Raw genomic sequence first — 23399 nt, 5'->3', positions numbered from 1 at the left:
GCCTTACTGGATCTATGCGGTTACAGTTTTGCACCGCGATACGCGCAGTTCAGTAGTGTCATCAATGATCTGTTTGATGTGACTGAAAGTGAACAAGGCAGCACCATACTGGCGCTAAAGAAGCCTATCAGAACGAATGTTATTACAACGGGATGGCAAGATATCAGGCGTATTGTTCTGTCACTTCAGACAAAGCGGACGACACAAGCAATGCTGGTAAGAAAGTTGTCTGGTTACCCTTCTGGACACCCAATATTACAGGCTCTGACGGAGTATAATCGACTGGTTAAAGCGCAATATTTACTTGACTACATCGACGATGCCAGTTTGCGGCAGTATGTGCAACGTGCCCTGAACCGGGGAGAAGCATGGCACTTCCTTAGACGAGCCATTGCGTCGGTGAATGGTGATCAGTTCCGTGGCAAAAACGAGTCTGAAATCGCTATCTGGAATGAATGCGCAAGATTGCTTGCCAACGCGATCATCTACTTCAACTCCGCGATACTGAGTCATCTTCTGGGACACTTTGAAGCGAGAGGAGATGAAGAGAAAGCGGGTATCACTCGTGCTGTTTCGCCCGTTGCGTGGCAAAATATCAACTTAAGCGGAACGTATAACTTCACTAATACTGGGAAATTGCCCAATATTGGCGAAATAACAAGGCCGATAGTGGATGATTAGGCTCCAAGCTGAAAGTAAACCACCTCCGCAGCCATTTATTGGTGTGGTCTACAGAGGATTATGTCTTTTTAGAGGGGAAAATCCCTAGAACCCCAAGAAGGCAAGGTACAGGTTGGCTATAACTCAGAGCAAGGGCAAGAACTTGAATTCATGTATAACCAGCCTATTAACGACAACCACAGTTTTCGTATAGCAGGTCTTTATCGCGAAATGGACGGCATTGTAGAAAACAATGCCTGTAGCGCTGACTCCTATTACGGAAATGCAAATATGTACAACCATCTTGGTGAAGAAGTGCCGTGCAACAGCGAAGATCTTCAGGGTGTTTCAGTACAAGCACTACGTGCAACATGGCGAGCGAATTATGATCAGCTTGAAATCATTGCGCGCGCAGCCATGGAGTATAACGACCAGCCGGGCATTGTCTTCAAATCAGGCTCTATCGCCCCCAATGGCGGAGGTACTAGCCCTTTTACTGATGCCGAATTTAGTTTAGGCAGTGAACTAGGCATTGAACGAACGCTTCAAGCTTATGACTTAACCGTAAACTACGATTTCAACCAAATGCTCAGTCTGCATGCCGACGCATACTATAAAGATGTAGAGGTAAGCGAGGGATTTGACGCCGACGGTTCTGCTTTGCGTATTCAAGATGCCTATTTCGATAACGACGCTACGCTTAAAGGTGCGTCAATGCGTTTAGTGTATGACTCGGGTGATAAATTGGCCGCGTTTGTAGGTACGTCTATTACTCAAGACGATTCTATTTTGCCCTACTATGTGATGGTCGACCCATTTGTACGTGAAACCTTCGATGCGGTTAAAGCACAGCTTGAGGCCACCTCAAACATTCCGCTAAATCAGAATATCGCTACTGACGCATCGTTAGAAGAAATAGAAGCACTGCGTGCGATGTTAGTCTCGCAACTGTTTAATGAAGATGGCTCTCCTATTTCTAACCCTGCACTGCCGCCTATTCTGATACAAGGGCCGTTTATATTTGAAGCTGAACTTGATATAGCGTCTTATGTTGCTGAGGTGTCGTATTTTGTAACCGACGACATCAACATTACTGCTGGCATTCGCTATATCGACGAAACACGTTATACCCGTAATACTTATACTACTGCAGACGGTGCATTTACGTTCGATGCCGAGCGCGACTTTGACGATACCCTACCGCGATTTGCTGTAAGCTATGATGTTAATAACAACTGGAACGTATACGCGAACTACGCCAGGGGACGACGTTCACCAGTTGTGGATGCTAACGCAGGTGGCGTTAATGTGACTAAACCTGAAATAGTAGACAGTTACGATTTAGGTATTAAATACCAAAGCGCGAACTTCCTGTTCTCAGGTGCCATTTTCACCTACGAATACAGCGATTATCAGCAAAGCTTTACCGACGCAGAAACCTTACAGTCTATTACTGTAACGGTAGGCGACTCGACCATGTCGGGTATTGAAGGCATGGCGACCTATAACTACAGCGAGACGCTGACGCTAACAGCAAGCCTTGGTTTCCTTGACGCTGAATTTGCAGACAATACTGCTGATGGATCTGAGTTCCAATACGGTGGTAATAAGTTCCGCTTAGCGCCAGAAGTTAGCGGCGCGATAAACATCAACAAAGTATTCAATATGGACAGTTTTGACATTGATGTTAACTGGCTTACCAGTTTCCAGTCAGAAGTGTTTTTTGAAAGCAGCAATTACCCTGGTCTTTCTCAAGATACTTACTCACTGACTGATGTATCGCTGAAGCTGCTTCAAGACAACAGCAAGTTTGCCTATGAGCTTTACGTGAACAACCTGTTTGATAAAGAATTCTTGATTGATGCTGGTAATACGGGCGGTGGATTGGGTATACCTACCTTCGTACGCGGGATGCCACGCATTGCTGGTGTGCGTGTTTATTATGAGTTTTAGAAGTAAAGAATAAGAGAGTACCTATTCCCGTCAATATGCCCCTATCTTGATGGGAATAGGACGTAACTTAAATTGTATGGGTCACAAGAAGGAGTATCAGAGACTCTGATTTTATTCGGTGCGATTTAACTATAACGTCTTGCACTCTGTGGTTGGTGATGAAAAGCAAAAGAAGACATTTAATGCTAGTGCAGCTACAATAAAGATTCTCAAAGAACCTCGGAGAATCTACATGCCTTTAAAAGCTACCTCAGTAAGATTAGATGACGGAACACTTGCACGTGTAGGCGAAATGGCTAAGGCGATGGATAGACCTAGGGCGTGGCTGATGGCAGAAGCCATCAAGCAGTATGTTGCTCGCGAAGAGTGGTTTATCCAAGAGGTGGAAAAAGGAGTGAAAGCCGCTGATGAGGGACGTTTGACCGACCATACTGATGTCAAAGCCAAGTGGGAGGCTAAGCGTGCAGCTCAAATGGACTGATCTTGCAGGTACCGATTTAGAGAAAATTGAAGCTCATATTGCGCAAGAAAATAGCCCCTCTGTAGCTATCGACGTTGTCATGAACATTATTGATAGTTCGCACCTAGTCTTATCAGAACATCCTAGAGCAGGCCGTCATGGCCGATTGAAGAATACGCGTGAACTTGTAATTAATGGCCTGCCGTTTATCGTTATATATCGAGAAAACATCATTACAAATTGCATCGAAATACTACGTGTTCTTCATGATGCACAGCAATGGCCCAGCGCAGATTAAAAACACACTATTTGTGGAAAGCATTAAGCTCGTTGTCAGACTTGTAAGGTAGCGTTTGTAGCCTTTAACTTTATAAATAACGTGCATAGGCTAGAGCCTATACACGCTTATAAACTTGTAGAACGCTATGCCTTAATCTCATAGCTATGCGTGTTAACTACTTTTCCAGCTTTGGTTAAAATTGCATCCACATAGTGCCACGTGGCTTTTGCGCTGTCTTCGCTGACGGTCAATGTCATAAAGCCGCGCTGGTGGAGATTACAGTACTGCAAATCTTCAATTAGAAGCGGAAGATCGTTGGCAAGCGTTTCTGCCATGTCATCATCCATACTTAGGTAATGTTCCATACCGGGTGACGTCACGCCTGGTGTGGCAAGTTCAACCCCTACCTCTGTACCATCTTTAAGGGTTAATTTGTTGTGCCAAGCATTATGTGTATCACCTGCAAGGGCAATAACTGGCTTGGCGATGGACTTAAGCTGCATCAGCACCTGTTCCCGCTCAACAGGGTAGCCATCCCATGCGTCTAAGTTGTAAGGCATTACGGTATTGATAAGCGCAAGCTCTTGCTCACTAAGTGCGCCACCTTGCATTTGTTTGCGTTTAATATTCGCAAGTTTGTGTACATGGGCAGGTATTGCTTTGCGTTCAACGCCATTAAAAATAGATACAGGGAAAAGCATGCGGCCTATTAATAGCTGTTGCCCTAACACCTGCCATTTAGCCTGGCTTTGCTGCATAGATGAATGTAGCCAGTTGCGTTGGGTTTCACCGAGTAAACCGCGGTTCGGGTTGCCGATGTCTTTCATAAAGCGTGCTTGGTCAAACGTTTTAGTTTCAGCATCGCGATAGTTGGCGTATTCAAGCTGTTTGTCGCGTGCAAGAACGCGGGTGTCGAGCATGTATAAGTCAAGAAGTTTACCAAAAGTAAACTGACGATAAATTTCTAAGCGCTCGGTGCCAAAAGGTGGGCGAATGGGTAGCCACTCATAATAAGCTTGAACGGCAGCCGCACGACGTTCATAAAAATCACCTTCATCCTCTTGGTGATTTTCGGCACCATCTTTATAGGTGTCATTAGTAATTTCATGGTCATCCCACACAACTATAAAAGGCTTATTTTGATGTAGCGACAATAAGCCACTGTCTGTGCGGTATAGCGCATAGCGATTGCGATAGTCGGTTAGCGTATAAAGCTCGGTATCGTTATCAGGCGCATAGGTTCGGCCAATCTCTTTTGCGTGCTCAGTTGCGTATCCCTTTCCATCGTACTCATAAATGTAGTCACCAAGGTGCAATACATAATCGATGTTATCGTTTTTCGCTGCCTCCATGTATGGCGTGAAAAAGCCAGCAGGGTAGTTAGAACAGGAAAATATGCCGAACGTAACGTCAGACACATCGGCTTCAGGCAGCGTACGGGTTTCGCCCACAGGGCTTATATTATTGGCACTTTTAAAACGGTAAAAATAACGGTTAGCCGGACTAAGGCCTTTTACGTCTACCTTTACAGTAAAATCATGAGTGGCTTTCGCTTCAACAATACCGCTACTTATCACATTGGCAAAATCAGCATCGCTTGCCATTTCCCATAAAATATCGGCCTTGGCTAAACCTGATTTTGAGCCCGAGCCTGAGCCTAAATTTGCTGTGGGCACGGCGCGCGTCCAAATAATCACGGCGTCTTTTAATGGGTCTCCACTCGCCACACCATGGGTAAAGGTTGCGTCGGTTTGCGGTTGTCTGTTTGCTGAAGTGCTAACGGTACAGCCTGCTAGCCCTGTAGACACTGCTACGCTCGCGCCTGCGAGTGACGACAGCTTTATAAACGATCTTCTATCCATATGCCTGCTCTTTATAAGGTTTGTAAGGTATCCGGTGATGTCATTGTTTTGTTGAACGCTCATGCAACAAAAACGAAAACCCATTTTTATACTGAGTGTTTGTGACATAGAGATGTCAGGCTGAGAATCCATAATAACAGTCAATGTTTTACTGCAAATACTGTTATACTGTGCAGCAAATAACCACATGAACCAAAAATGGTTTGTGTGTCTAAACAATCATATTTATGTTTTCTACAGGGCTTTGAAGAACTAAGCCACAAACGAAAACACGTTGAACAAAATACGAAAGGTAAATTTAAAATACATGAGTGATGATCCGCATTATCAGCGCGAGAAAGAGAAGTACGAAAATCCGGTAGCCAGCCGCGAATATTTAATGAGTTTATTAAAAGAGCACGACAAGCCGTTGTCGTTTCTTGATATCTGTAACTTGGTGAACGCCTTCGACGAAGAAGCGCGAATTGGAATTCAGCGCCGACTACGTGCCATGGAGCGCGAAGGTCAGGTGCAATTTACCAAGCAGAAAAAATACATTCTCCAAAACCGTGATGAACTCATTAAAGGCAGAATTATTGGTCACCGTGATGGCTACGGCTTTTTGCGTCCTGAAGATAAAAGCGGTGATTTATTTATCAGTGCTGGGCAAATGAACCTGTTCCTTCACGACGATGTGGTAGAAGCACGTATTAGTGGTACCGATCGCCGTGGAAGAAAAGAAGCGTTTGTTACGCAAGTCATTGAGCCACGCAGCGAGCCAATAGTTGGCCGCTATTTTGTTGAGCAAGGTTTTGGCATGGTCGTGCCAGATGACAGTCGGTTGCAGCACGAAATTGTCATTCCACCAGAGAGCACACACGGTGCTCGAATGGGGCAGGTGGTTGTGGTAGAGCTTACCCAGCGTCCACGCCGTAAAATGAGTCCGGTGGGCAAAATTGTTGAAGTACTTGGTGAACATATGGCGCCAGGTATGGAAATAGAAATGGCACTTCGCACGTTTGATATTCCGCACCAGTGGCCAAATGGCGTAACCAAACAAGTGGAAAAGCTTACCGATCAGGTGCCCGATGAAGCCAAAAAAGGTCGCATCGATTTACGCCAGCTTCCGCTGGTCACCATCGATGGTGAAGACGCCCGCGACTTCGATGACGCAGTATATTGTGAACCGCTAGACGATGGCGGCTGGCAGCTGTGGGTAGCCATTGCCGATGTAAGTCACTATGTAAGAACAGGCTCAGCCCTTGATGATGAAGCGCAGCAGCGCGGTAACTCGGTTTACTTCCCTGACCAAGTAATTCCTATGCTACCGGAAGTGCTGTCAAACGGCTTGTGTTCATTAAACCCTGAAGTCGACCGCCTATGTATGGTGTGTGAAATGACCATCAGTGCAAATGGCAAACTAGAAGAATTCCAGTTTTACGAAGCGGTCATGAACTCGCACGCCCGTTTAACCTACACTAAAGTGTGGAATATTCTTCAGGGTGACAAAGAACTTCATCAGCGTTACGAGCCTCATGTACCTCATTTGCGCAATCTTCACGACTTGTACCGCGCGCTTAAAAAAGCCCGTGCTAAGCGTGGGGCGATTGAATTTGAAACCCAAGAAGTGAAGTTTGTTTTCAACGCCCAGCGCAAGATTGAAAATATTGTGCCGCTGGTGCGTAACGACGCGCACAAGCTAATTGAAGAGTGCATGATCATGGCAAACGTGAGTGCGGCTCTTATGCTTGAAAAGCATGAGGCGCCAGCGCTATACCGTGTGCACGACAAACCAGACGCCGACAGGCTTACCGCATTTACCAGTTACTTAAGTGAAATCGGTATTCCTCATCGCATAGTTGAAGACGCGGAGCCTGCCGCATTTACCGATGTGGTGCTTAAAACCCGCGGTCGAGTGGACGAAGAACTAATTCAAACCATGCTGCTGCGCTCAATGAAGCAAGCGGTTTACGACGGTGACAACGTAGGTCACTTTGGGTTGGCGCTAGAAGCTTACGCGCACTTCACGTCACCTATCCGTCGCTACCCAGACTTGGTCGTTCACCGTGCGCTAAAAGGCATTATTGCTAAACAGCAGGGCAAAAAAGCAGTCAGTGGCGCGAAAAACTACACCGTTGATGAAATTGAACAGTTAGGCGAGCAGTGTTCAATGACAGAGCGCCGCGCCGATGATGCCACCCGTGACGTGGCTGACTGGCTTAAGTGCGAGTTTATGCTCGACCACGTCGGCGACACTTTTGAAGGTGTGGTCAGCTCGGTTACAAACTTTGGCTTATTTATTCGTCTTACCGAATACCACATCGACGGCCTAGTACACATTACATCGCTAGATGATGACTATTATCACTATGACGACGTAAAACAAGCGCTGGTTGGTGAGTCGGGCCACCGCCAGTTCAGATTGGGTGATACGGTTGAAGTAACCGTAGCAGCGGTCAACCTTGATGAAAGAAAGATTGATTTATTACTCGATAAGTCTATGCTGCGCGGCACTAAGGGTAAGAAGGTAAAAGTGAGGTCTGCGAAAAAGGCTTCAGATAAACCTACTCGTTTTGATAACAAATCACGCTCTGATAAAGGCTCGCGTTCTGATAAAAAAGGGAACAAAGGCAAAGGCGGCTCAAGCTCGTCTAGTCGTAGCGGTGGAAAATCGTCAAGTCGCGGCAGCGCCAAAGGCGGTAGTAGCGGCAAAACACTGTCATTGAATAAAAGAGGTAAGCGTTAAATGGCGCAGCAAGAATGGTTATACGGTTTACATGCCATGCAGTCGGTACTTGAAAAAGAACCCGAGCGTGTAATGGAGGTGTTAGTGTTAAAAGGTCGCAATGACGAGCGCCTAACCAACATTGTTAACCAAGCCCGTCGTTTCGGTATTTCAGTTCAGTTTTGTCAGCGCAAAGCGCTAGATGACAAAGTAAGCGGTGAGCAACACCAAGGCGTGGTAGCAAGAGCGAAACCAGCCCGCGTGCTAGATGAAGCTGACTTAGACAAAATTTTAGAAAGCGAAGCGCAGCCCTTAATCTTGGTATTAGACGGTGTTACCGACCCGCATAATCTAGGTGCGTGCCTGCGTACTGCAGATGGAGCAGGGGTGCACGCGGTAGTAGTACCGAAAGATAAATCAGCAAGCTTAAACGGCACAGTAAGAAAAGTGGCCTGTGGTGCAGCTGAAGTGGTTCCACTTATTCAAATCACGAACCTGGCCAGAACCTTGAAGCACCTTCAAGATAAGGGCCTTTGGATTGTTGGCACAGCCGGTGAAACCGATAAGACCCTTTATGATGTAGACCTGAAAGGCCCAACTGCATTAGTAATGGGGGCTGAAGGTAAGGGCATGCGTAGGCTTACCAAAGAAACGTGCGATGAGTTAGTGAAGCTTCCTATGGCTGGCAGTGTGACAAGTTTAAATGTGTCGGTAGCAACCGGCGTGTGCTTATACGAGATCGTAAGACAGCGCAGTTTATGAGACTAAGTTGCTAGAATTGAGCCTCTAATGAGTTTTCAATTGGTTTTTAAAAAAGCGTGTACCTTTGGGTACACGCTTTTTTTATATTTAAGTAAAACTTATAAAGAGTTTAATATTTTGTTACATTTAAAATTGTAAAATTAATGTTAATTATAGTTTTTTATTCCTACCATGAATCTGCTCGTAATACACATTTGGCGCGCTCTTCATAAGTTGTGTTGTTTTTTTGTGCATTTTTAAAGGTATTAAAAATGCACACCAGGGTTAAGGCAACATACTCAACAGCCTGATTCGCCGCCTAATATGAGCTCTGTAAATAATTGGTAATACCGTTTATTTGCATACCTGACAAACGGGTAGGTCGTTGCAACGCAGTTGCGTCGGTTGTCATGGATGAGCTTTTCGTATGAGGTAATGGTTATACCTGTATGTCATTTAATAACAAATAGCTTCCAAAGCACGGAATAAAACAGTGTTGAAGTTAATAAGACAGATAAAACAGGAAATAAATTTTGAACTCAAAATTAAATAAGAAACACACATGTCTAACAGCAGCTGCTCTAGCTGTATCACTTGGCTTAATGGGTAATTCTGCAATGGCAGCAGGCGAAGGTCTGGTAAAAGTTAAAGAAAAGCCTCAAACCCTAAAACAAGCACTAGGTAAGCGATTGACTGTCGATCGTCTTGTCACCACTGACCAAGAGCGTTACATCATCAAGTTCAAAGATGAGATGACCAGTGAAACGGTTGAAGTGAGTGCATTAAAAGGTAAAGGTCAAATCTCAAGTGCCAAAGTAAAAGGTAAAAAGCCTTTCGATATCGCGTCTGCTAAATCAGAAGTTAGAAAAGCAGGTGGTGCAATTAAGAAAGAGCTTAAGAAGCATAAAATGGTAGCGGCTACGATGAGTAAGTCAGCGCTGAACAAGCTTCGTAAAAATCCAAACGTAGAAAGTATTGAAGTGGACGTTCGTCGTAAGCCTATGGCGCAGACCACGCCTTACGGCTACACCATGGTTCAGGCTAATCAATTTGCACAGTCAGATACTACGGCTCGCAAAGTATGTATCATCGATACAGGTTACAACCTGGGTCACCCAGATTTGCCTGGAACAAACGATGGCGTTACAGGTCAGGCAAACAATAGTGCTGTAGGTAACTGGTATAACGATGGTAACGGTCACGGTACCCACGTAGCGGGCACCATTGCAGCATACGATAATAACGAAGGTGTAGTTGGTGTGTATCCTGGCGTGGATATGCATATCGTTAAAATCTTTAACGACAACGGCCAATGGACTTACGCATCTGACCTTATCGATGCTATCACCCAATGTCAGGATGCCGGCTCGAACGTTGTTAACATGAGCTTAGGTGGCGGCAGTTCGTCAACTACCGAGCGAAATGCAATGCAGAGCTTCACAGATGCAGGCATGTTGTTAGTTGCGGCGGCAGGTAACGATGGTAACAGTGCGAAGTCTTACCCAGCGTCATATGATGCAGTAATGTCAGTTGCGGCAGTAGACTCAAACGAAAACCGTGCAAGCTACAGCCAATATAACGATCAGGTTGAAATTGCCGCGCCAGGTAGTGCAGTACAGTCTACCTATCCAACAAATACCTACGCTTCACTCAGCGGTACATCTATGGCGACGCCACACGTAGCTGGTGGTGCAGCATTAGTATGGAGTTATTTCCCGCAGTGTTCAAACAACCAAATTCGTAATGCACTTAATGCAACGGCAGAAGATAAAGGCAGTGCGGGTCGTGATAACTTCTACGGTTATGGTTTAATGCAGCTTGCTGACGCCTACAACTACCTTAATACCAACGGTTGTGCCGGTGGCGGTACTGGTGGCGGTGGCGGCTCTGAGCCTGGCGTAGAACCAGTATCAGGTCAGCTAACCGGCCTTTCTGGTACGCGCAGAAACTGGGACCGCTACACTTGGACGATTCCTGAAGGTGTAACGCAGATGACTATTCGTACCTCTGGTGGTTCAGGCGATGCCGATCTATACGTGAAGTTTGGCTCACAGCCAGAAACGAATAGCTATGATTGTCGTCCTTATCAAAATGGCAACAGCGAAGTATGTACATTCGATGCGCCTGCGTCAGGCACATGGCACATTGGTATTCGCGCTTACTCTTCATACAGCGGTGTGACACTATCATACTCATATGAGTAAGTAATCCCGTCTCCCTAAGACACAGTTAAAGCCTGCTTATGCAGGCTTTTTTTTGTTTCAGTTTTGTGCGCGGTTTGCTTACGTTTATTCGCACATCTATGCCTTTTAACAGCATTTTTAGAAGCTTGAATGTCAAGTTTCCATAAAGAAAGGTCAGCTTTGCAAAGTTGACGTAAAGCTGCGAACTAAGCCCTATTCACATAGCCATATCGCTGTATTGTGCGTGCCAAGATCAGCACTCTCTACATGTGCCTATTTGCTTTTACGCAGGCTTTATCCAACCAAGAACAACTTCAAAGGACATTCAATTTATGCAATTGACCTCTCAATCTTTGCTTCGTGGAACATGGTTCCAAACAGTGGCAATTGGGCTTATTGCACTGCTTGGGCTTACCGCTTGTGGTGGCTCAGGCAGCAGTAGCTCAGATTATTCGTATGCTTACATTCAGTTTTACAACGCTTCTCCTAACGGTGCCAATGTAGAAATGCGTGAAGTTGATGGCGATAGCTTTGGCTCTGCTCAATTTGGTGATACTACGTCAATGTACTCTATGGATGATGGAGAATTAGAACTCGAGTTCATTCGAACTGATTCAGACGACCAAGAAGTATTTATTGACGAGATTACCGTTAACTTAAAAACCGGTTATAAGACCATTGTTGTTATGAGTGGTGACTTTAGTAACCCCGTTTTTACCACCTATTCCTATAAGCGCGAAACATTGGAAGATCACTTCCGCCTATTCGCTTTGTCGGTAGCAGTAGATGAATCTTCTTATGATTTCTACATGAGTGAGTCTGGCGACCCGTTTGAAGCAGCCAACTTCCTTGGCACGGTTACAACGGGCGACATGATTGAATTTGACTTCTGGGATGCAGATGATGACAGTGAATACTTTGATGAGGGCGAGTACACGATTTATTTGACCGAACCAGGAAGTGACGATGTTGTCTTTGAATCACAAACCATCGATTTTGTATACGAAACTGAGTATCTAATGACACTGCGCGATGTCAGTGGCGCCATTCAAGAAGGGCTAGTTGTAGACACTATTCTTAACTCTTCATCAGTTACGGCGCTTACAGATGTAGAAGCAGATTCACAGTATCGTATTTACAACTCTACGAATCTGGATGCAGAGCTTCAGGTTACCTTTGGTGGAAACACTGATGAAGAGGACGTTAGTTTTACACTTGCGGCGGGCGAGTTGTCTGAGTTTAGTACTATCCGCTATGGCGATTATCGCGTTACCGTAACCGACCCATCAGGTACAGTGACGTCACTGAGCAACAAGCTAATTACGCTTAATCAGGGTGAGAGTAAGGCTATTCTTATCTACAACACCAACAATAAATTAGGCGCAGCAACCTTTGTAGAAAGTGGTTTGCCTCAGGCCTACGATAAGACAGTAAACTTCATCAACTTAGTTAGCGACTTTGATGACGTAGACTTCTACTTGGTAAGAAATGACGAAACCATTGATACTGCTGAGTACGATATACAGAATCTTGAATTTGCTGAAAGTACCAGTGAAGTGCTGCCGTCAGACTACTATGAAGTGATTGCCGTATACGAAGATGACAACGAGGAGCAGGTGCTGCTTGATAGAACCGCGCTGTTTGGCTTTACAGAGGAAGAAAACTACATAGTTACTGTTGAGTCAGCGGATACACCAACGGGATATGAAATTAACGTGCTTTATTAATCGGTTAGTACATTTATTATACTAATTGATAAGGGTGAAAACTTTCATCTGCGTGTATTTCACGTAAGTTTAAAAGGTCAACACTAAAAACGTTGGCCTTTTTACTTGCTGTCCGGAAGGGCCTAAATCCTCATGAGTATCATTAAAGAGCAACTAAAAGAGATAGGTATTACCGCCGATTTAGCAGAAAACGGTGAAGAGGCAGTAGAAAAAGTTAAAGGCGCATTAAAAGGAAAGTCACCCTACACAATCATTTTGATGGACTGCCATATGCCTGTAATGGATGGATTAGAGGCGACGAAGCTAATTAGGTCAATGGGAGACCAGGCACGGGACATCCCAATAATTGCATTAACCGCAAATGCGTTAACCGGCGACAAAGAAAAATGCTTGAAATCCGGCATGGATGACTTCATATCAAAACCTGTTGGTGTAAGCCGGTTGAAAGAGTGCCTTTACAGGCACTTGAGTAAGCAGCTTGTAAGTAATGAAAATCGCCTAAAAGATCCTGCTTGATAACCTATGACGTGGTTATCAGCCCCGACTTTTAGTCGGGGCTTTTTTATTGCTCACATAGTTTAAAAATAATTCAATTTACCGCTATCACTTCCAAATGTTTTCTGTTATTATTTCGCGCCCTTTTTATGGGGGTATGTACATAAAAGCAACGACATCCAGTTGTTTTTAGCAGCACTAACGACTCGGGAGAGTCTTAATTTTAAGAGCGGAGCACTAACATGATCCAAATGCAAACTAACCTGGACGTTGCAGACAACAGCGGCGCTCGCAGGGTTCAGTGTATTAAGGTTCTTGGTGGCTCGCATCGCCGTTATGCAGGTATCGGTGACATCATCAAAGTTACTGTTAAGGAAGCAATTCCTCGCGGTAAAGTTAAAAAAGGTGACGTACTGAATGCAGTGGTGGTGCGTACTAGAAAAGGCGTTCGTCGTGCAGATGGTTCTACCATCCGTTTTGACGGTAACGCGGCTGTTATGCTTAATGCAAACAAGCAACCAATTGGTACGCGTATCTTTGGCCCGGTTACCCGTGAGTTGAGAAGTGAAAACTTCATGAAAATCATCTCATTGGCCCCAGAGGTACTATAAGGAGTCACGATAATGGCTAATAAAATTCGTCGTGATGATGAAGTAGTCGTATTAGCGGGTAAAGACAAAGGCAAACAAGGCAAAGTCCTTAAAGTGCTTATTGCTGATAACCGTGTAATTGTAGAAGGTGTAAATCTTGTCAAGAAGCACACTAAGCCAAACCCACAATTGGGTGTAGCTGGTGGCATCGTTGAGAAAGAAGCTTCTATTCACGTTTCTAATGTTGCGATTGTTAACCCGGCAACGGGCAAAGCAGATCGCGTTGGTTTCCGTTTCGAAGATGAGAAGAAAGTACGTTTCTTCAAGTCTAACGGCGAACTTGTTTAATTATATTGGAGAGTACGATGGCGAAACTGCATGATTTCTATAAAGAAACAGTAGTAGCTGAACTTGCTAAGCAGTTCGGATACAAAAGCGTCATGCAAGTCCCTCGGATTGAAAAAATCACTCTAAACATGGGTTTAGGTGAAGCAGTTGCTGACAAAAAGGTACTTGAGAATGCTCAAGCTGACATGACGGCTATCGCCGGTCAGAAGCCTGTTGTTACAGTTGCTAGAAAATCAGTAGCGGGTTTTAAAATCCGTGAAGGTTATCCGATTGGCTGTAAAGTAACCCTACGCGGCGAGCGTATGTGGGAATTCCTAGAGCGTTTGATTTCAATCGCTATCCCACGTGTTCGCGACTTCCGTGGTTTGAATCCTAAATCATTCGACGGACGTGGTAACTACAGCATGGGCGTGCGTGAGCAAATCATTTTCCCTGAAATCGATTTCGATAAAGTGGATAAGGTTCGCGGTATGGATATCACTATCACTACCAGTGCGAATACAAATGAAGAAGCACGTGCTCTGCTGGACGCGTTTAACTTCCCATTCAAAAAGTAGGGGTGTAGGGTTATGGCAAAAGAATCAATGAAGGCACGTGAAGCTAAGCGTACTAAGCTAGTAGCTAAGTATGCTGAAAAGCGCGCCGCACTTAAAGCGATTATCAGCGATGTTAACGCTTCTGAAGATGAGCGTTGGGACGCTGTTCTGAAGCTACAACAACTGCCACGTGACTCTAGTAAGTCTCGTCAACGTAACCGTTGTCGTGTTACTGGTCGTCCACATGGTTACCTACGCAAATTCGGTCTTAGCCGTATTAAGCTTCGCGAAGCAGCGATGCGCGGTGAAGTCCCTGGCCTTAAGAAAGCCAGCTGGTAAGGAGTAGCTGATAATGAGCATGCAAGATCCTATCGCGGATATGTTTACCCGCATCCGTAACGGCCAGATGGCACAGAAAGTTTCTGTAACTATGCCTTCTTCAAAACTTCGCGTTGCAATCTGTGAAGTATTGAAAGCTGAAGGTTATATTACTGACTTCGCTGCTTCTGGTGACGTTAAGCCTGTTTTAGAAGTTACGCTTAAGTACTTCGAAGGCAAGCAAGTAATTGACACTATCGAACGTGTAAGCCGTCCTGGTCTGCGCATCTATAAGAAAAAAGATGAGCTTCCAAAGGTTATGGGTGGTTTAGGCGTAGCTATCGTGTCGACTTCTAAAGGTGTGATGACTGACCGTGCAGCGCGTAACGCTGGCATGGGCGGTGAGATCATCGGTTATGTAGCATAACGGAGGAGTTGAAATGTCACGTATAGCAAAAGCCCCAGTAGACGTTGTATCAGGTGTAGAAGTTTCTATCTCTGGTCAAGAAGTTACTGTTAAAGGTAGTAAAGGCACTTTGACCCGCGTTTTCAACGACGCTGTAGAAGTTGCACAGGAAGAGAACCAACTTAAAGCACTTCCACGTGAAGGCTTTGTTGACGGTTGGGCACAGGCTGGTACTGCGCGCTCTATCCTTAACGCAATGGTTCAAGGTGTTTCAGAAGGTTTTGAGAAAAAACTTCAGTTGTTAGGTGTTGGTTACCGTGCACAAGCACAAGGTAACAAACTAAACCTTACACTAGGTTTCTCTCACCCTGTAGCATACGAAATGCCTGAAGGCATTACGGTTGAAACTCCTAGCCAAACTGAAATCGTCGTTAAAGGCGCCGATAAGCAAGTGGTTGGTCAGGTTGCGGCGAACATTCGTGGTTACCGTCCACCAGAGCCTTACAAAGGTAAAGGTGTACGTTATGCTGACGAACACGTACGTCGTAAAGAAGCTAAGAAAAAGTAGGTGGGTGATACGATGGATAAGAAAACAGCTCGCATTCGTCGCGCAACTCGCGCACGAGCAAAAATTCGTGAACTGGCCGCGCATCGCTTGGTAGTTAACCGTACACCTCGCCACATCTACGCTCAGCTAATCGCTCCATGCGGTTCTGAAGTGTTGGCAGCGGCTTCAACTGTTGAGAAAGATCTTGCAAAAGATCTTAAGTCTACAGGTAACGCTGAAGCAGCGACGGTAGTCGGTAAAGCAATCGCAGAGCGCGCGCTTGAGAAAGGCATTAAAACAGTGGCTTTCGATCGCAGTGGTTTCCAATACCACGGTCGCGTTAAAGCATTAGCTGATGCAGCTCGCGAAGCTGGTCTTCAGTTCTAGGAGTTTATAATGGCTAAACAAGACGTTCAAAATGGTGAATTTCTAGAGAAATTGATCGCCGTAAACCGCGTATCTAAAGTGGTTAAAGGTGGTCGTATCTTTAGTTTCACTGCATTGACAGTAGTGGGTGACGGTAACGGTCGCGTTGGTTTTGGTTACGGTAAGGCACGTGAAGTACCTGCTGCAATCCAAAAAGCAATGGAAAAGGCACGTCGCAACATGGTTGACGTAGACCTTAACGGTCACACGTTACAGCACCCGATTAAAGGTCGTCACTCTGGCTCTAAAGTTTACATGCAGCCAGCATCTGAAGGTACCGGTATTATTGCCGGTGGTGCGATGCGTGCAGTACTTGAAGTAGCTGGTGTACAAAACGTACTTTCAAAATGTTACGGCTCTACAAACCCAATCAACGTTGTACGTGCAACAATCAACGCGCTGACAGAAATGAACAGCCCGGCGAAAGTTGCTGCGAAGCGTGGATTATCTGTAGAAGAAATTTTGGGGTAATCAGACATGGCAACGATTAAAGTAAAGCAAACTAAAAGTGCAATTGGCCGTCTGCCAAAGCACAAAGCTACGCTTAAAGGTTTAGGCCTTCGTAAAATCAACCATGTTCGTGAACTGGAAGATACCCCAGCCGTTCGTGGCATGATCAACCGTGTATATTACATGGTTGAGATAGTGGAGGAGTAAGACATGCGTTTAAATACAATTTCTCCAGCCGAAGGTTCAAAGCCTACTGGTAAGCGTTCTGGTCGTGGTATCGGCTCAGGTCTTGGTAAAACAGGTGGCGTAGGTCACAAAGGTCAAAAAAGCCGTTCAGGTGGCCGTGTTAAGCCAGGATTCGAAGGTGGTCAGATGCCTATCCAGCGTCGTCTTCCTAAGTTCGGTTTCACTTCACGCAAGAGCTTTGTTACTGATCAAGTAACTCTTGCTGAAATCGCGAAGATTGATGGTGATACTGCGTCTCTTGAGACTTTAAAAGCAGCTGGTATCGTTAAGAAAGAAATCCAGTTCGTTAAAGTTGTTAAGAGCGGTGAAGTTTCACGCGCTGTTACAGTAAGCGGGTTAAAGGTTACTAAAGGCGCTAAAGAAGCGATTGAAGCTGCTGGCGGTAAAGTAGAGGAATAAGCTAGATGGCTAAACCAGGATTGGATTCAGGCGCTAAAAGCGGCTTGAGTGAGCTTAAGGCAAGATTGTTGTTCGTACTTGGTGCGATTGTTGTATTCAGACTAGGTTCTTATGTTCCTATCCCTGGCATCGATCCAGCTGTACTTGCTGACTTGTTCGAGCAACAAAAAGGCACCATTGTAGAAATGTTTAACATGTTCTCTGGTGGTGCGCTTGAGCGTGCATCCGTTCTGGCTTTGGGCATTATGCCATACATTACTGCATCCATTATCATGCAGTTGCTCTCGGTGGTTCACCCACCGATGGTGGAGCTTAAAAAAGAAGGCGAAGCAGGCCGTCGTAAAATTAGTCAGTACACGCGTTATCTAACGCTTGTATTGGCTATCTTCCAATCAATTGGAATTTCGACTGGTTTGCCTAACCTGATTAATGGATTGGTGATAAACCCTGGCTTCGGATTCTACTTTACGGCAGTAGTGAGCCTAGTCACAGGAACTATGTTCCTTATGTGGTTGGGTGAGCAAATTACCGAACGAGGTATTGGTAACGGTATCTCTATATTGATTTTTGCTGGTATTGTTGCCGGTCTGCCAACAGCGATAGGTCAGACTGCGGAACAAGCAAGGCAGGGCGACATTAACTTGTTGTTCCTACTGTTGATTGGCGTGATTGTTATCGCTCTTACATACCTAGTTGTATTTGTAGAGCGCGGACAGCGCAGAATTGTGGTAAACTACGCAAAACGTCAGCAAGGCCGTCAGGTTTTTGCTGCGCAAAGCACCCATTTACCGCTGAAAGTCAACATTGCTGGTGTAATCCCACCAATCTTTGCTTCTAGCATTATTCTGTTCCCGGGTACCATCGCAGGATGGTTCGGACAGAATGAATCAACAGCGTGGTTGCAAGATGTAGCGCTTATGCTATCTCCTGGTCAACCGCTGTACGTGATGTTATACGCAGCTGCGATTATCTTCTTCTGCTTCTTCTACACGGCGTTGGTTTTCAACCCGCGTGATACAGCAGATAACTTGAAGAAGTCTGGCGCGTTCATCCCAGGCATCCGCCCGGGTGAGCAAACGTCACGATACATTGACAAGGTAATGACTCGCCTTACACTGGCTGGCGCACTGTACATAACCTTTATTTGTTTAGTGCCTGAATTCATGCTAATTGCTTGGAATGTGCCGTTCTACTTCGGTGGTACGTCGCTTCTCATTATCGTAGTAGTTATCATGGACTTTATGGCACAAGTACAGACACATTTGATGTCTAGTCAATATGAGTCTGTGCTGAAGAAAGCTAACCTTAAAGGCTACGGCCGATAAGTTAGCCCCTTAATATTGATAGAAAGGGGAAAGATGTAATGAAAGTTCGTGCATCAGTAAAAAAGATTTGCCGTAACTGTAAAGTTATCAAGCGCAACGGTGTTGTGCGTGTAATTTGCAGTTCTGACCCAAAGCATAAGCAGCGTCAGGGCTAATCTAAGCGGAACAAGATATTCGCAAAGCTAAGTAAGCAGAACCTAGATAGTACTTGTCTGGTTCTGCTAGTTTTGTTTTAAAGTATTTTGAACCTTAATTTGCAATTTAGTCGACGGGTAAGTATCCTATCGGGCTTTTTAGGTCGTCGACAAATAAACAAGAGGAGTGCTGTTAATGGCCCGTATCGCTGGCATTAACATTCCTGAGCACAAGCATGCTGTAATCGCTATCCAAGCGATCTATGGCGTTGGTCCCACACGTGCGAAAAGCATTTGTGCGGGTGCTGGTGTTGCAGAAAATACAAAAATCAAAGAGCTAGACGAAGCTACTATTGATAAGCTTCGTGACGAAGTGGCTAAATTCACCGTTGAAGGTGACCTACGCCGTGAAGTCTCTATGAGCATCAAACGTTTGATGGACCTGGGTTGCTTCCGTGGTATTCGCCACCGTCGTAGCTTGCCTCTACGTGGTCAGCGCACTAAAACTAATGCGCGTACCCGTAAAGGTCCTCGTAAGCCAATTAAGAAGTAAACGGGGAGTAAGTTATGGCTAAAGCACCAGCTCGTAGCACGCGTAAGCGCGCTAAACGTCAGGTTGCAGACGGTATGGCTCATATCCATGCGTCTTTCAACAACACAATTGTGACTATTACAGACCGTTCAGGCAATGCACTAGCATGGGCGACATCTGGTGGTTCAGGTTTCCGTGGTTCACGTAAATCTACCCCATTTGCTGCACAGGTAGCTGCTGAGCGTGCAGGTGTTGCTGCACAAGAATACGGTCTTAAGAACCTTGAAGTTTTCGTTAAAGGTCCAGGTCCAGGCCGTGAGTCTGCGATCCGTGCTCTTAACGCTACAGGTTATAAGATCACAAACATTACCGATGTGACCCCTATTCCTCACAACGGTTGTCGTCCACCGAAAAAACGTCGCGTTTAATCGACGGACAGTTGGAGAAAGATCATGGCAAGATATTTGGGTCCAAAACTCAAACTTAGCCGTCGCGAAGGAACAGACCTGTTCCTAAAAAGCGGCGTTCGCGCAATCGATTCTAAATGTAAAATCGATACAGCGCCTGGTCAGCACGGTGCCCGTCGTGGCCGTCTGTCTGACTACGGTGTTCAGCTGCGTGAAAAACAAAAAGTTCGTCGTATGTACGGCGTTCTGGAAAAGCAATTCCGCAACTACTATAAAGAAGCTGCACGTCTAAAAGGCAACACAGGTGAAAACTTGCTACAGCTTTTAGAACAGCGTCTTGATAACGTAGTTTACCGTATGGGTTTCGCTAGCACTCGTGCAGAAGCACGTCAGCTAGTTAGCCACAAGGCGATCATGGTAAATGGTCAAGTTGTGAACATCCCATCGTTTAACGTTTCTGCCGAAGACGTGGTTTCTGTTCGTGAAAAGGCTAAGAAGCAAGCGCGTATCGTTGCTGCTTTGGAACTGGCTGACCAACGTGAGAAGCCAACCTGGATTGAAGTAGACAGCAGCAAAATGGAAGGCACTTTCAAGCGCGTTCCTGAAAGAACTGACCTGTCTGCGGAAATTAACGAACAGTTGATCGTCGAACTTTACTCTAAGTAAAGCTAACTAAAGAGGAAGCATTGTGGGTTCTGTGACTGAATTCCTAAAACCGAGATTAGTTGAGATCGAAAACGTTTCTCCTACTCGTGCCAAAGTAACTTTGGAACCACTAGAGCGCGGCTTTGGCCATACTCTAGGTAACGCCCTACGTCGTATTTTACTGTCATCTATGCCAGGATGTGCAGTTACCGAGGTAGAAATTGACGGCGTTCTTCACGAGTACAGCACCAAAGAAGGTGTTCAGGAAGACGTAATTGAAATCTTGCTAAATCTTAAAGGTTTAGCGGTTCGCCTTGAAGGTAAAACTGAGGCAACCCTAACTCTAGTGAAATCTGGCGCTGGCCCTGTTGTTGCTGGTGATATTCAGCATGATGGCGACGTAGAAATTACAAACCCTGACCACGTTATTTGTACTTTAACTGGCGAAGCTGAAATCAGCATGCGCATTAAAGTAGAAATGGGTCGCGGTTATGTACCAGCTTCTACCCGTCGCTCCTCTGAAGAAGATGATCGTCCAATTGGTCGTTTGTTAGTAGACGCTTCATACAGCCCAGTTGAACGTATTGCTTACAGTGTAGAGTCTGCTCGTGTTGAACAACGCACAGACCTAGACAAACTAATCATCGACATGGAGACGAACGGTACTTTGGATCCTGAAGAAGCGATCCGCCGTTCTGCTACTATCCTAGCTGAACAGCTAGATGCATTCGTAGACCTACGTGATGTGTCTGAGCCAGAAGCGAAAGAAGAGAAGCCAGAATTCGATCCGATTCTGCTTCGTCCAGTAGATGACCTAGAGCTGACAGTACGTTCTGCAAACTGTTTGAAAGCAGAAGCTATCCAGTACATTGGTGACCTGGTACAGCGCACTGAGGTTGAGCTACTTAAAACGCCAAACCTTGGTAAGAAATCGCTAACTGAAATCAAAGATGTTCTAGCATCTCGTGGTCTTTCTCTAGGTATGCGCCTAGAAAACTGGCCGCCAGAGAGCATCGCTGAAAAAGATTAATCAGGTTTTTATCAAACTGATTTGTAGAGAAGGATAAAACTATGCGCCATCGTAAGAGTGGTCGTCAGTTGAATCGCAACAGCAGCCATCGTCAAGCTATGTTCAAAAACATGGCCGGTTCTTTGGTCAAGCACGAAGTGATCAAAACTACGTTACCAAAAGCGAAAGAATTACGTCGCGTAATCGAGCCTCTAATCACTATGGCAAAAGAAGACAGCGTTGCAAACCGCCGTCTAGCTTTCGCCCGCACTGGTGACAAAGAGGTTGTAGGTAAACTATTCAACGAGCTTGGTCCTCGTTACGAAGCTCGTCCAGGCGGTTACACTCGCATTCTTAAATGCGGTTTCCGTGCTGGCGACAATGCCCCAATGGCATATGTTGAGCTAGTTGACCGTCCAGTTGTAGAAGCTGAAGAAGAAGCAGTAGAAGCAACTGAAGAGTAATTAATACTCGATTAGAAAAAGGGGCATGAGTGAAAACTCAGGCCCCTTTTTTTGTGTCTGTTGTTTTGTTCTCAATATTATCTATTCGTACCGTAATCATCATTTATTTGGCATGCTTATTGTAAACATTTACTTAGGGCAAGAACTTATTCAAAGCTAAGTTTATATCTGTATTAAACAAGGCGAAGAGCGTTAAGGAAAAAACGTGCTATCGGTTACAGGAAACTACCAGTCTTTAGGTCTTTCAACTTTACAAAATACAGCGCTATCAACGCGTCTAGAGCGTTTGAGCTCGGGGTTAAGAATAAACAGCGCTGCCGACGACAGTGCTGGCCTTCAAATATCCAATAGACTTGCCTCAGAGAAAAGAGCCTATACGCAACTTAACCGTAACTTGAATGACGGTATAAGCTATGCACAAATTGCAGAGGGTGGACTGCAAGAATCTGCCGCTATACTGCAACGAATGCGGCAGCTGGCAATACAATCGCAAAACGGCGTAAATGCGGTAAATGACCGTGCAGCCCTGGACAAAGAATTCCAACAACTTAAAAATGCACTTAATGGCATTGCCTACAACACGGAAGCTTTTAACCACCTGCCGCTGGTAGGTGACACTGATTTGCTTTCAGCGAACGTACCCTCAATTAGTGACACGTTTACTAACGGTGTGGCTCAAAGTATGACAAGTGGACTGCGATCTATTGCATACATACCGGCTGGCTCTTCAAACATTCAAATAGATTTACATGACAATGGCGCTAACGACGATATTCAGGTGTTTACTGTAGACGGAAAGCACCTAGCGGGTACGCCGCTTTCGGCAGCAACGTGGGGGGCTTACGGCGTAGTGAATTCATCAGCCATTGAGGGGACATTCTTTCTTCCGACAAACGGCTATAGCCCTTCGGCATCCTACGACGATAGTGATTTATTAACAGTCGGAAGCGCTACTATAGATGGCAATACCATTTCATTCACTGGGGATCAGAACGCCAGCGGTAACCTGAATGAAAACCTAACAATTACGAGCAATGCACAACCGCTCATTATTTCTGTTATCGGCACAGGCTCTTTTAGTGTAACAGCCTCGTGGACATCGCTTGGGGACGGAGACAGTCAAAATTTCAGCTTAGGGCCCGTTGATATTACTTCAACCAATCAATTAGGTGTTGGTACTGACTTCATTGAACTTACCAAAACCCCCGCTACATTAACGGACCTCGGGCTAGACGGCACTTCGTTGCAAAGTGAAAGTGAAGCTGAAAACGCGCTAACACAAATAGATAGTGCGCTTGAGATAGTCGGAGAAAGTAGAGCTTTCTACGGTGCTAAAATTAATCAGATGTCATCCGCTATTAGAAACAACGCAATTGGCCTTGAGAATATAAGCAACGCTCACTCTCAAATAACTGACGCTGACTTCGCTTCAGAAACTGCATTACTTACTCAAGCACAAATAGTTGAACAGGCGAGCATTTCTGTTCGAGCTCAAGCTAAGTCTAGTGATGAGCAGGTATTGGGGTTGTTGGATGCAATTTAAGATTAACTG

Annotated in this window: 28 protein-coding genes; 27 read left to right on the top strand and 1 reads right to left on the bottom strand. The window is 45.3% G+C overall.

The features are described 5' to 3' along the window. The 4 genes from QME20_RS14670 to QME20_RS14655 all read left to right on the top strand — a co-directional run. A partial coding sequence (locus QME20_RS14670) for a Tn3 family transposase (RefSeq protein WP_281716157.1) occupies positions 1-681 on the top strand: 681 nt, incomplete at its 5' end. 150 nt (positions 682-831) lie between these two features. Further along, positions 832-2613 (top strand): TonB-dependent receptor, encoded by a 1782-nt coding sequence (locus tag QME20_RS14665; RefSeq protein WP_281716156.1) that lies wholly within the window; start codon positions 832-834, stop codon positions 2611-2613. 232 nt (positions 2614-2845) lie between these two features. Beyond that, positions 2846-3094, top strand: a complete 249-nt coding sequence (locus QME20_RS14660; protein ID WP_281716155.1) for a ribbon-helix-helix protein, CopG family — start codon at positions 2846-2848, stop codon at positions 3092-3094. Further along, the gene (locus QME20_RS14655) at positions 3075-3371 is read left to right on the top strand and encodes a type II toxin-antitoxin system RelE/ParE family toxin (protein WP_076011161.1); all 297 of its coding nucleotides are present in this window, start codon (positions 3075-3077) and stop codon (positions 3369-3371) included. The genes QME20_RS14660 and QME20_RS14655 overlap by 20 nt, the downstream gene beginning before the upstream one ends. 125 nt (positions 3372-3496) lie before the next feature. Here the strand turns inward: QME20_RS14655 and QME20_RS14650 are convergent, their stop codons facing one another. Further along, on the bottom strand, positions 3497-5215 hold the full coding sequence (locus tag QME20_RS14650) for an alkaline phosphatase D family protein (protein WP_281716154.1): 1719 nt from the start codon (positions 5213-5215) through the stop codon (positions 3497-3499). A 307-nt stretch (positions 5216-5522) separates the two neighbouring features. On the opposite strand from QME20_RS14650, the gene rnr reads away from it, so the two are divergent. The 23 genes from rnr to QME20_RS14535 all read left to right on the top strand — a co-directional run bounded on the left by rnr (position 5523) and on the right by QME20_RS14535 (position 23390). Then, complete coding sequence (gene rnr / locus QME20_RS14645; RefSeq protein WP_281716153.1) at positions 5523-7940, top strand: ribonuclease R; 2418 nt, start codon at positions 5523-5525, stop codon at positions 7938-7940. Continuing rightward, positions 7941-8681: a 23S rRNA (guanosine(2251)-2'-O)-methyltransferase RlmB gene (gene rlmB / locus QME20_RS14640; RefSeq protein ID WP_014950916.1), complete on the top strand. Its 741-nt coding sequence runs from the start codon at positions 7941-7943 to the stop codon at positions 8679-8681. A 512-nt stretch (positions 8682-9193) separates the two neighbouring features. After that, the gene (locus QME20_RS14635; RefSeq protein WP_281716152.1) at positions 9194-10864 is read left to right on the top strand and encodes a S8 family serine peptidase; all 1671 of its coding nucleotides are present in this window, start codon (positions 9194-9196) and stop codon (positions 10862-10864) included. A 311-nt stretch (positions 10865-11175) separates the two neighbouring features. Beyond that, positions 11176-12570, top strand: coding sequence for a DUF4397 domain-containing protein (locus QME20_RS14630; protein WP_281716151.1), 1395 nt, complete (start codon positions 11176-11178; stop codon positions 12568-12570). 132 nt (positions 12571-12702) lie between these two features. After that, the gene (locus QME20_RS14625; RefSeq protein ID WP_281716150.1) at positions 12703-13086 is read left to right on the top strand and encodes a response regulator; all 384 of its coding nucleotides are present in this window, start codon (positions 12703-12705) and stop codon (positions 13084-13086) included. A 221-nt stretch (positions 13087-13307) separates the two neighbouring features. After that, positions 13308-13676 carry a 50S ribosomal protein L14 gene (rplN, locus tag QME20_RS14620; protein WP_012519228.1) on the top strand — a complete coding sequence of 123 codons (369 nt, stop codon included), beginning with the start codon at positions 13308-13310 and terminating at the stop codon, positions 13674-13676. A 12-nt stretch (positions 13677-13688) separates the two neighbouring features. Next, the gene (rplX, locus tag QME20_RS14615) at positions 13689-14003 is read left to right on the top strand and encodes a 50S ribosomal protein L24 (protein WP_014950912.1); all 315 of its coding nucleotides are present in this window, start codon (positions 13689-13691) and stop codon (positions 14001-14003) included. A 17-nt stretch (positions 14004-14020) separates the two neighbouring features. Further along, on the top strand, positions 14021-14560 hold the full coding sequence (gene rplE, locus QME20_RS14610; RefSeq protein ID WP_014950911.1) for a 50S ribosomal protein L5: 540 nt from the start codon (positions 14021-14023) through the stop codon (positions 14558-14560). Positions 14561-14572: 12 nt separating this feature from the next. Then, on the top strand, positions 14573-14878 hold the full coding sequence (rpsN, locus tag QME20_RS14605; protein WP_014950910.1) for a 30S ribosomal protein S14: 306 nt from the start codon (positions 14573-14575) through the stop codon (positions 14876-14878). 13 nt (positions 14879-14891) lie between these two features. Beyond that, a complete protein-coding gene (rpsH, locus tag QME20_RS14600) occupies positions 14892-15284 on the top strand; it encodes a 30S ribosomal protein S8 (RefSeq protein WP_012519224.1) in 393 nt (130 codons plus the stop codon). A 13-nt stretch (positions 15285-15297) separates the two neighbouring features. Further along, entirely contained in the window at positions 15298-15831 is a 534-nt protein-coding gene (gene rplF, locus QME20_RS14595; protein WP_014950909.1) for a 50S ribosomal protein L6, read from the top strand. 12 nt (positions 15832-15843) lie between these two features. Continuing rightward, the gene (rplR, locus tag QME20_RS14590; RefSeq protein WP_014950908.1) at positions 15844-16197 is read left to right on the top strand and encodes a 50S ribosomal protein L18; all 354 of its coding nucleotides are present in this window, start codon (positions 15844-15846) and stop codon (positions 16195-16197) included. Between the two features lie 9 nt (positions 16198-16206). Continuing rightward, positions 16207-16707 (top strand): 30S ribosomal protein S5, encoded by a 501-nt coding sequence (rpsE, locus tag QME20_RS14585; protein WP_012519221.1) that lies wholly within the window; start codon positions 16207-16209, stop codon positions 16705-16707. Positions 16708-16713: 6 nt separating this feature from the next. After that, entirely contained in the window at positions 16714-16893 is a 180-nt protein-coding gene (rpmD, locus tag QME20_RS14580; RefSeq protein WP_014950907.1) for a 50S ribosomal protein L30, read from the top strand. Positions 16894-16896: 3 nt separating this feature from the next. After that, positions 16897-17331: a 50S ribosomal protein L15 gene (gene rplO, locus QME20_RS14575; RefSeq protein WP_281716149.1), complete on the top strand. Its 435-nt coding sequence runs from the start codon at positions 16897-16899 to the stop codon at positions 17329-17331. A 5-nt stretch (positions 17332-17336) separates the two neighbouring features. Next, positions 17337-18656, top strand: coding sequence for a preprotein translocase subunit SecY (gene secY, locus QME20_RS14570; protein ID WP_014977524.1), 1320 nt, complete (start codon positions 17337-17339; stop codon positions 18654-18656). A gap of 38 nt (positions 18657-18694) precedes the next feature. Further along, positions 18695-18811, top strand: a complete 117-nt coding sequence (gene rpmJ, locus QME20_RS14565) for a 50S ribosomal protein L36 (RefSeq protein WP_012519217.1) — start codon at positions 18695-18697, stop codon at positions 18809-18811. Between the two features lie 175 nt (positions 18812-18986). Beyond that, positions 18987-19343, top strand: a complete 357-nt coding sequence (rpsM, locus tag QME20_RS14560; RefSeq protein WP_012519216.1) for a 30S ribosomal protein S13 — start codon at positions 18987-18989, stop codon at positions 19341-19343. A 14-nt stretch (positions 19344-19357) separates the two neighbouring features. Beyond that, positions 19358-19750 carry a 30S ribosomal protein S11 gene (gene rpsK / locus QME20_RS14555; protein ID WP_012519215.1) on the top strand — a complete coding sequence of 131 codons (393 nt, stop codon included), beginning with the start codon at positions 19358-19360 and terminating at the stop codon, positions 19748-19750. 24 nt (positions 19751-19774) lie between these two features. Then, entirely contained in the window at positions 19775-20395 is a 621-nt protein-coding gene (gene rpsD / locus QME20_RS14550; protein WP_012519214.1) for a 30S ribosomal protein S4, read from the top strand. Between the two features lie 19 nt (positions 20396-20414). Then, positions 20415-21404 (top strand): DNA-directed RNA polymerase subunit alpha, encoded by a 990-nt coding sequence (rpoA, locus tag QME20_RS14545; protein ID WP_039226687.1) that lies wholly within the window; start codon positions 20415-20417, stop codon positions 21402-21404. Positions 21405-21445: 41 nt separating this feature from the next. Next, the gene (gene rplQ / locus QME20_RS14540; RefSeq protein WP_012519212.1) at positions 21446-21847 is read left to right on the top strand and encodes a 50S ribosomal protein L17; all 402 of its coding nucleotides are present in this window, start codon (positions 21446-21448) and stop codon (positions 21845-21847) included. Between the two features lie 205 nt (positions 21848-22052). Beyond that, positions 22053-23390, top strand: coding sequence for a flagellin (locus QME20_RS14535; RefSeq protein ID WP_281716148.1), 1338 nt, complete (start codon positions 22053-22055; stop codon positions 23388-23390). Positions 23391-23399: the final 9 nt, after the last annotated feature.

The organism is Alteromonas sp. CyTr2, from assembly GCF_947311905.1.
GTDB lineage: Bacteria > Pseudomonadota > Gammaproteobacteria > Enterobacterales > Alteromonadaceae > Alteromonas > Alteromonas macleodii.
Note: the sequence above shows the minus strand (reverse complement) of the source record. Positions and strands in the feature narration are given on the sequence as shown.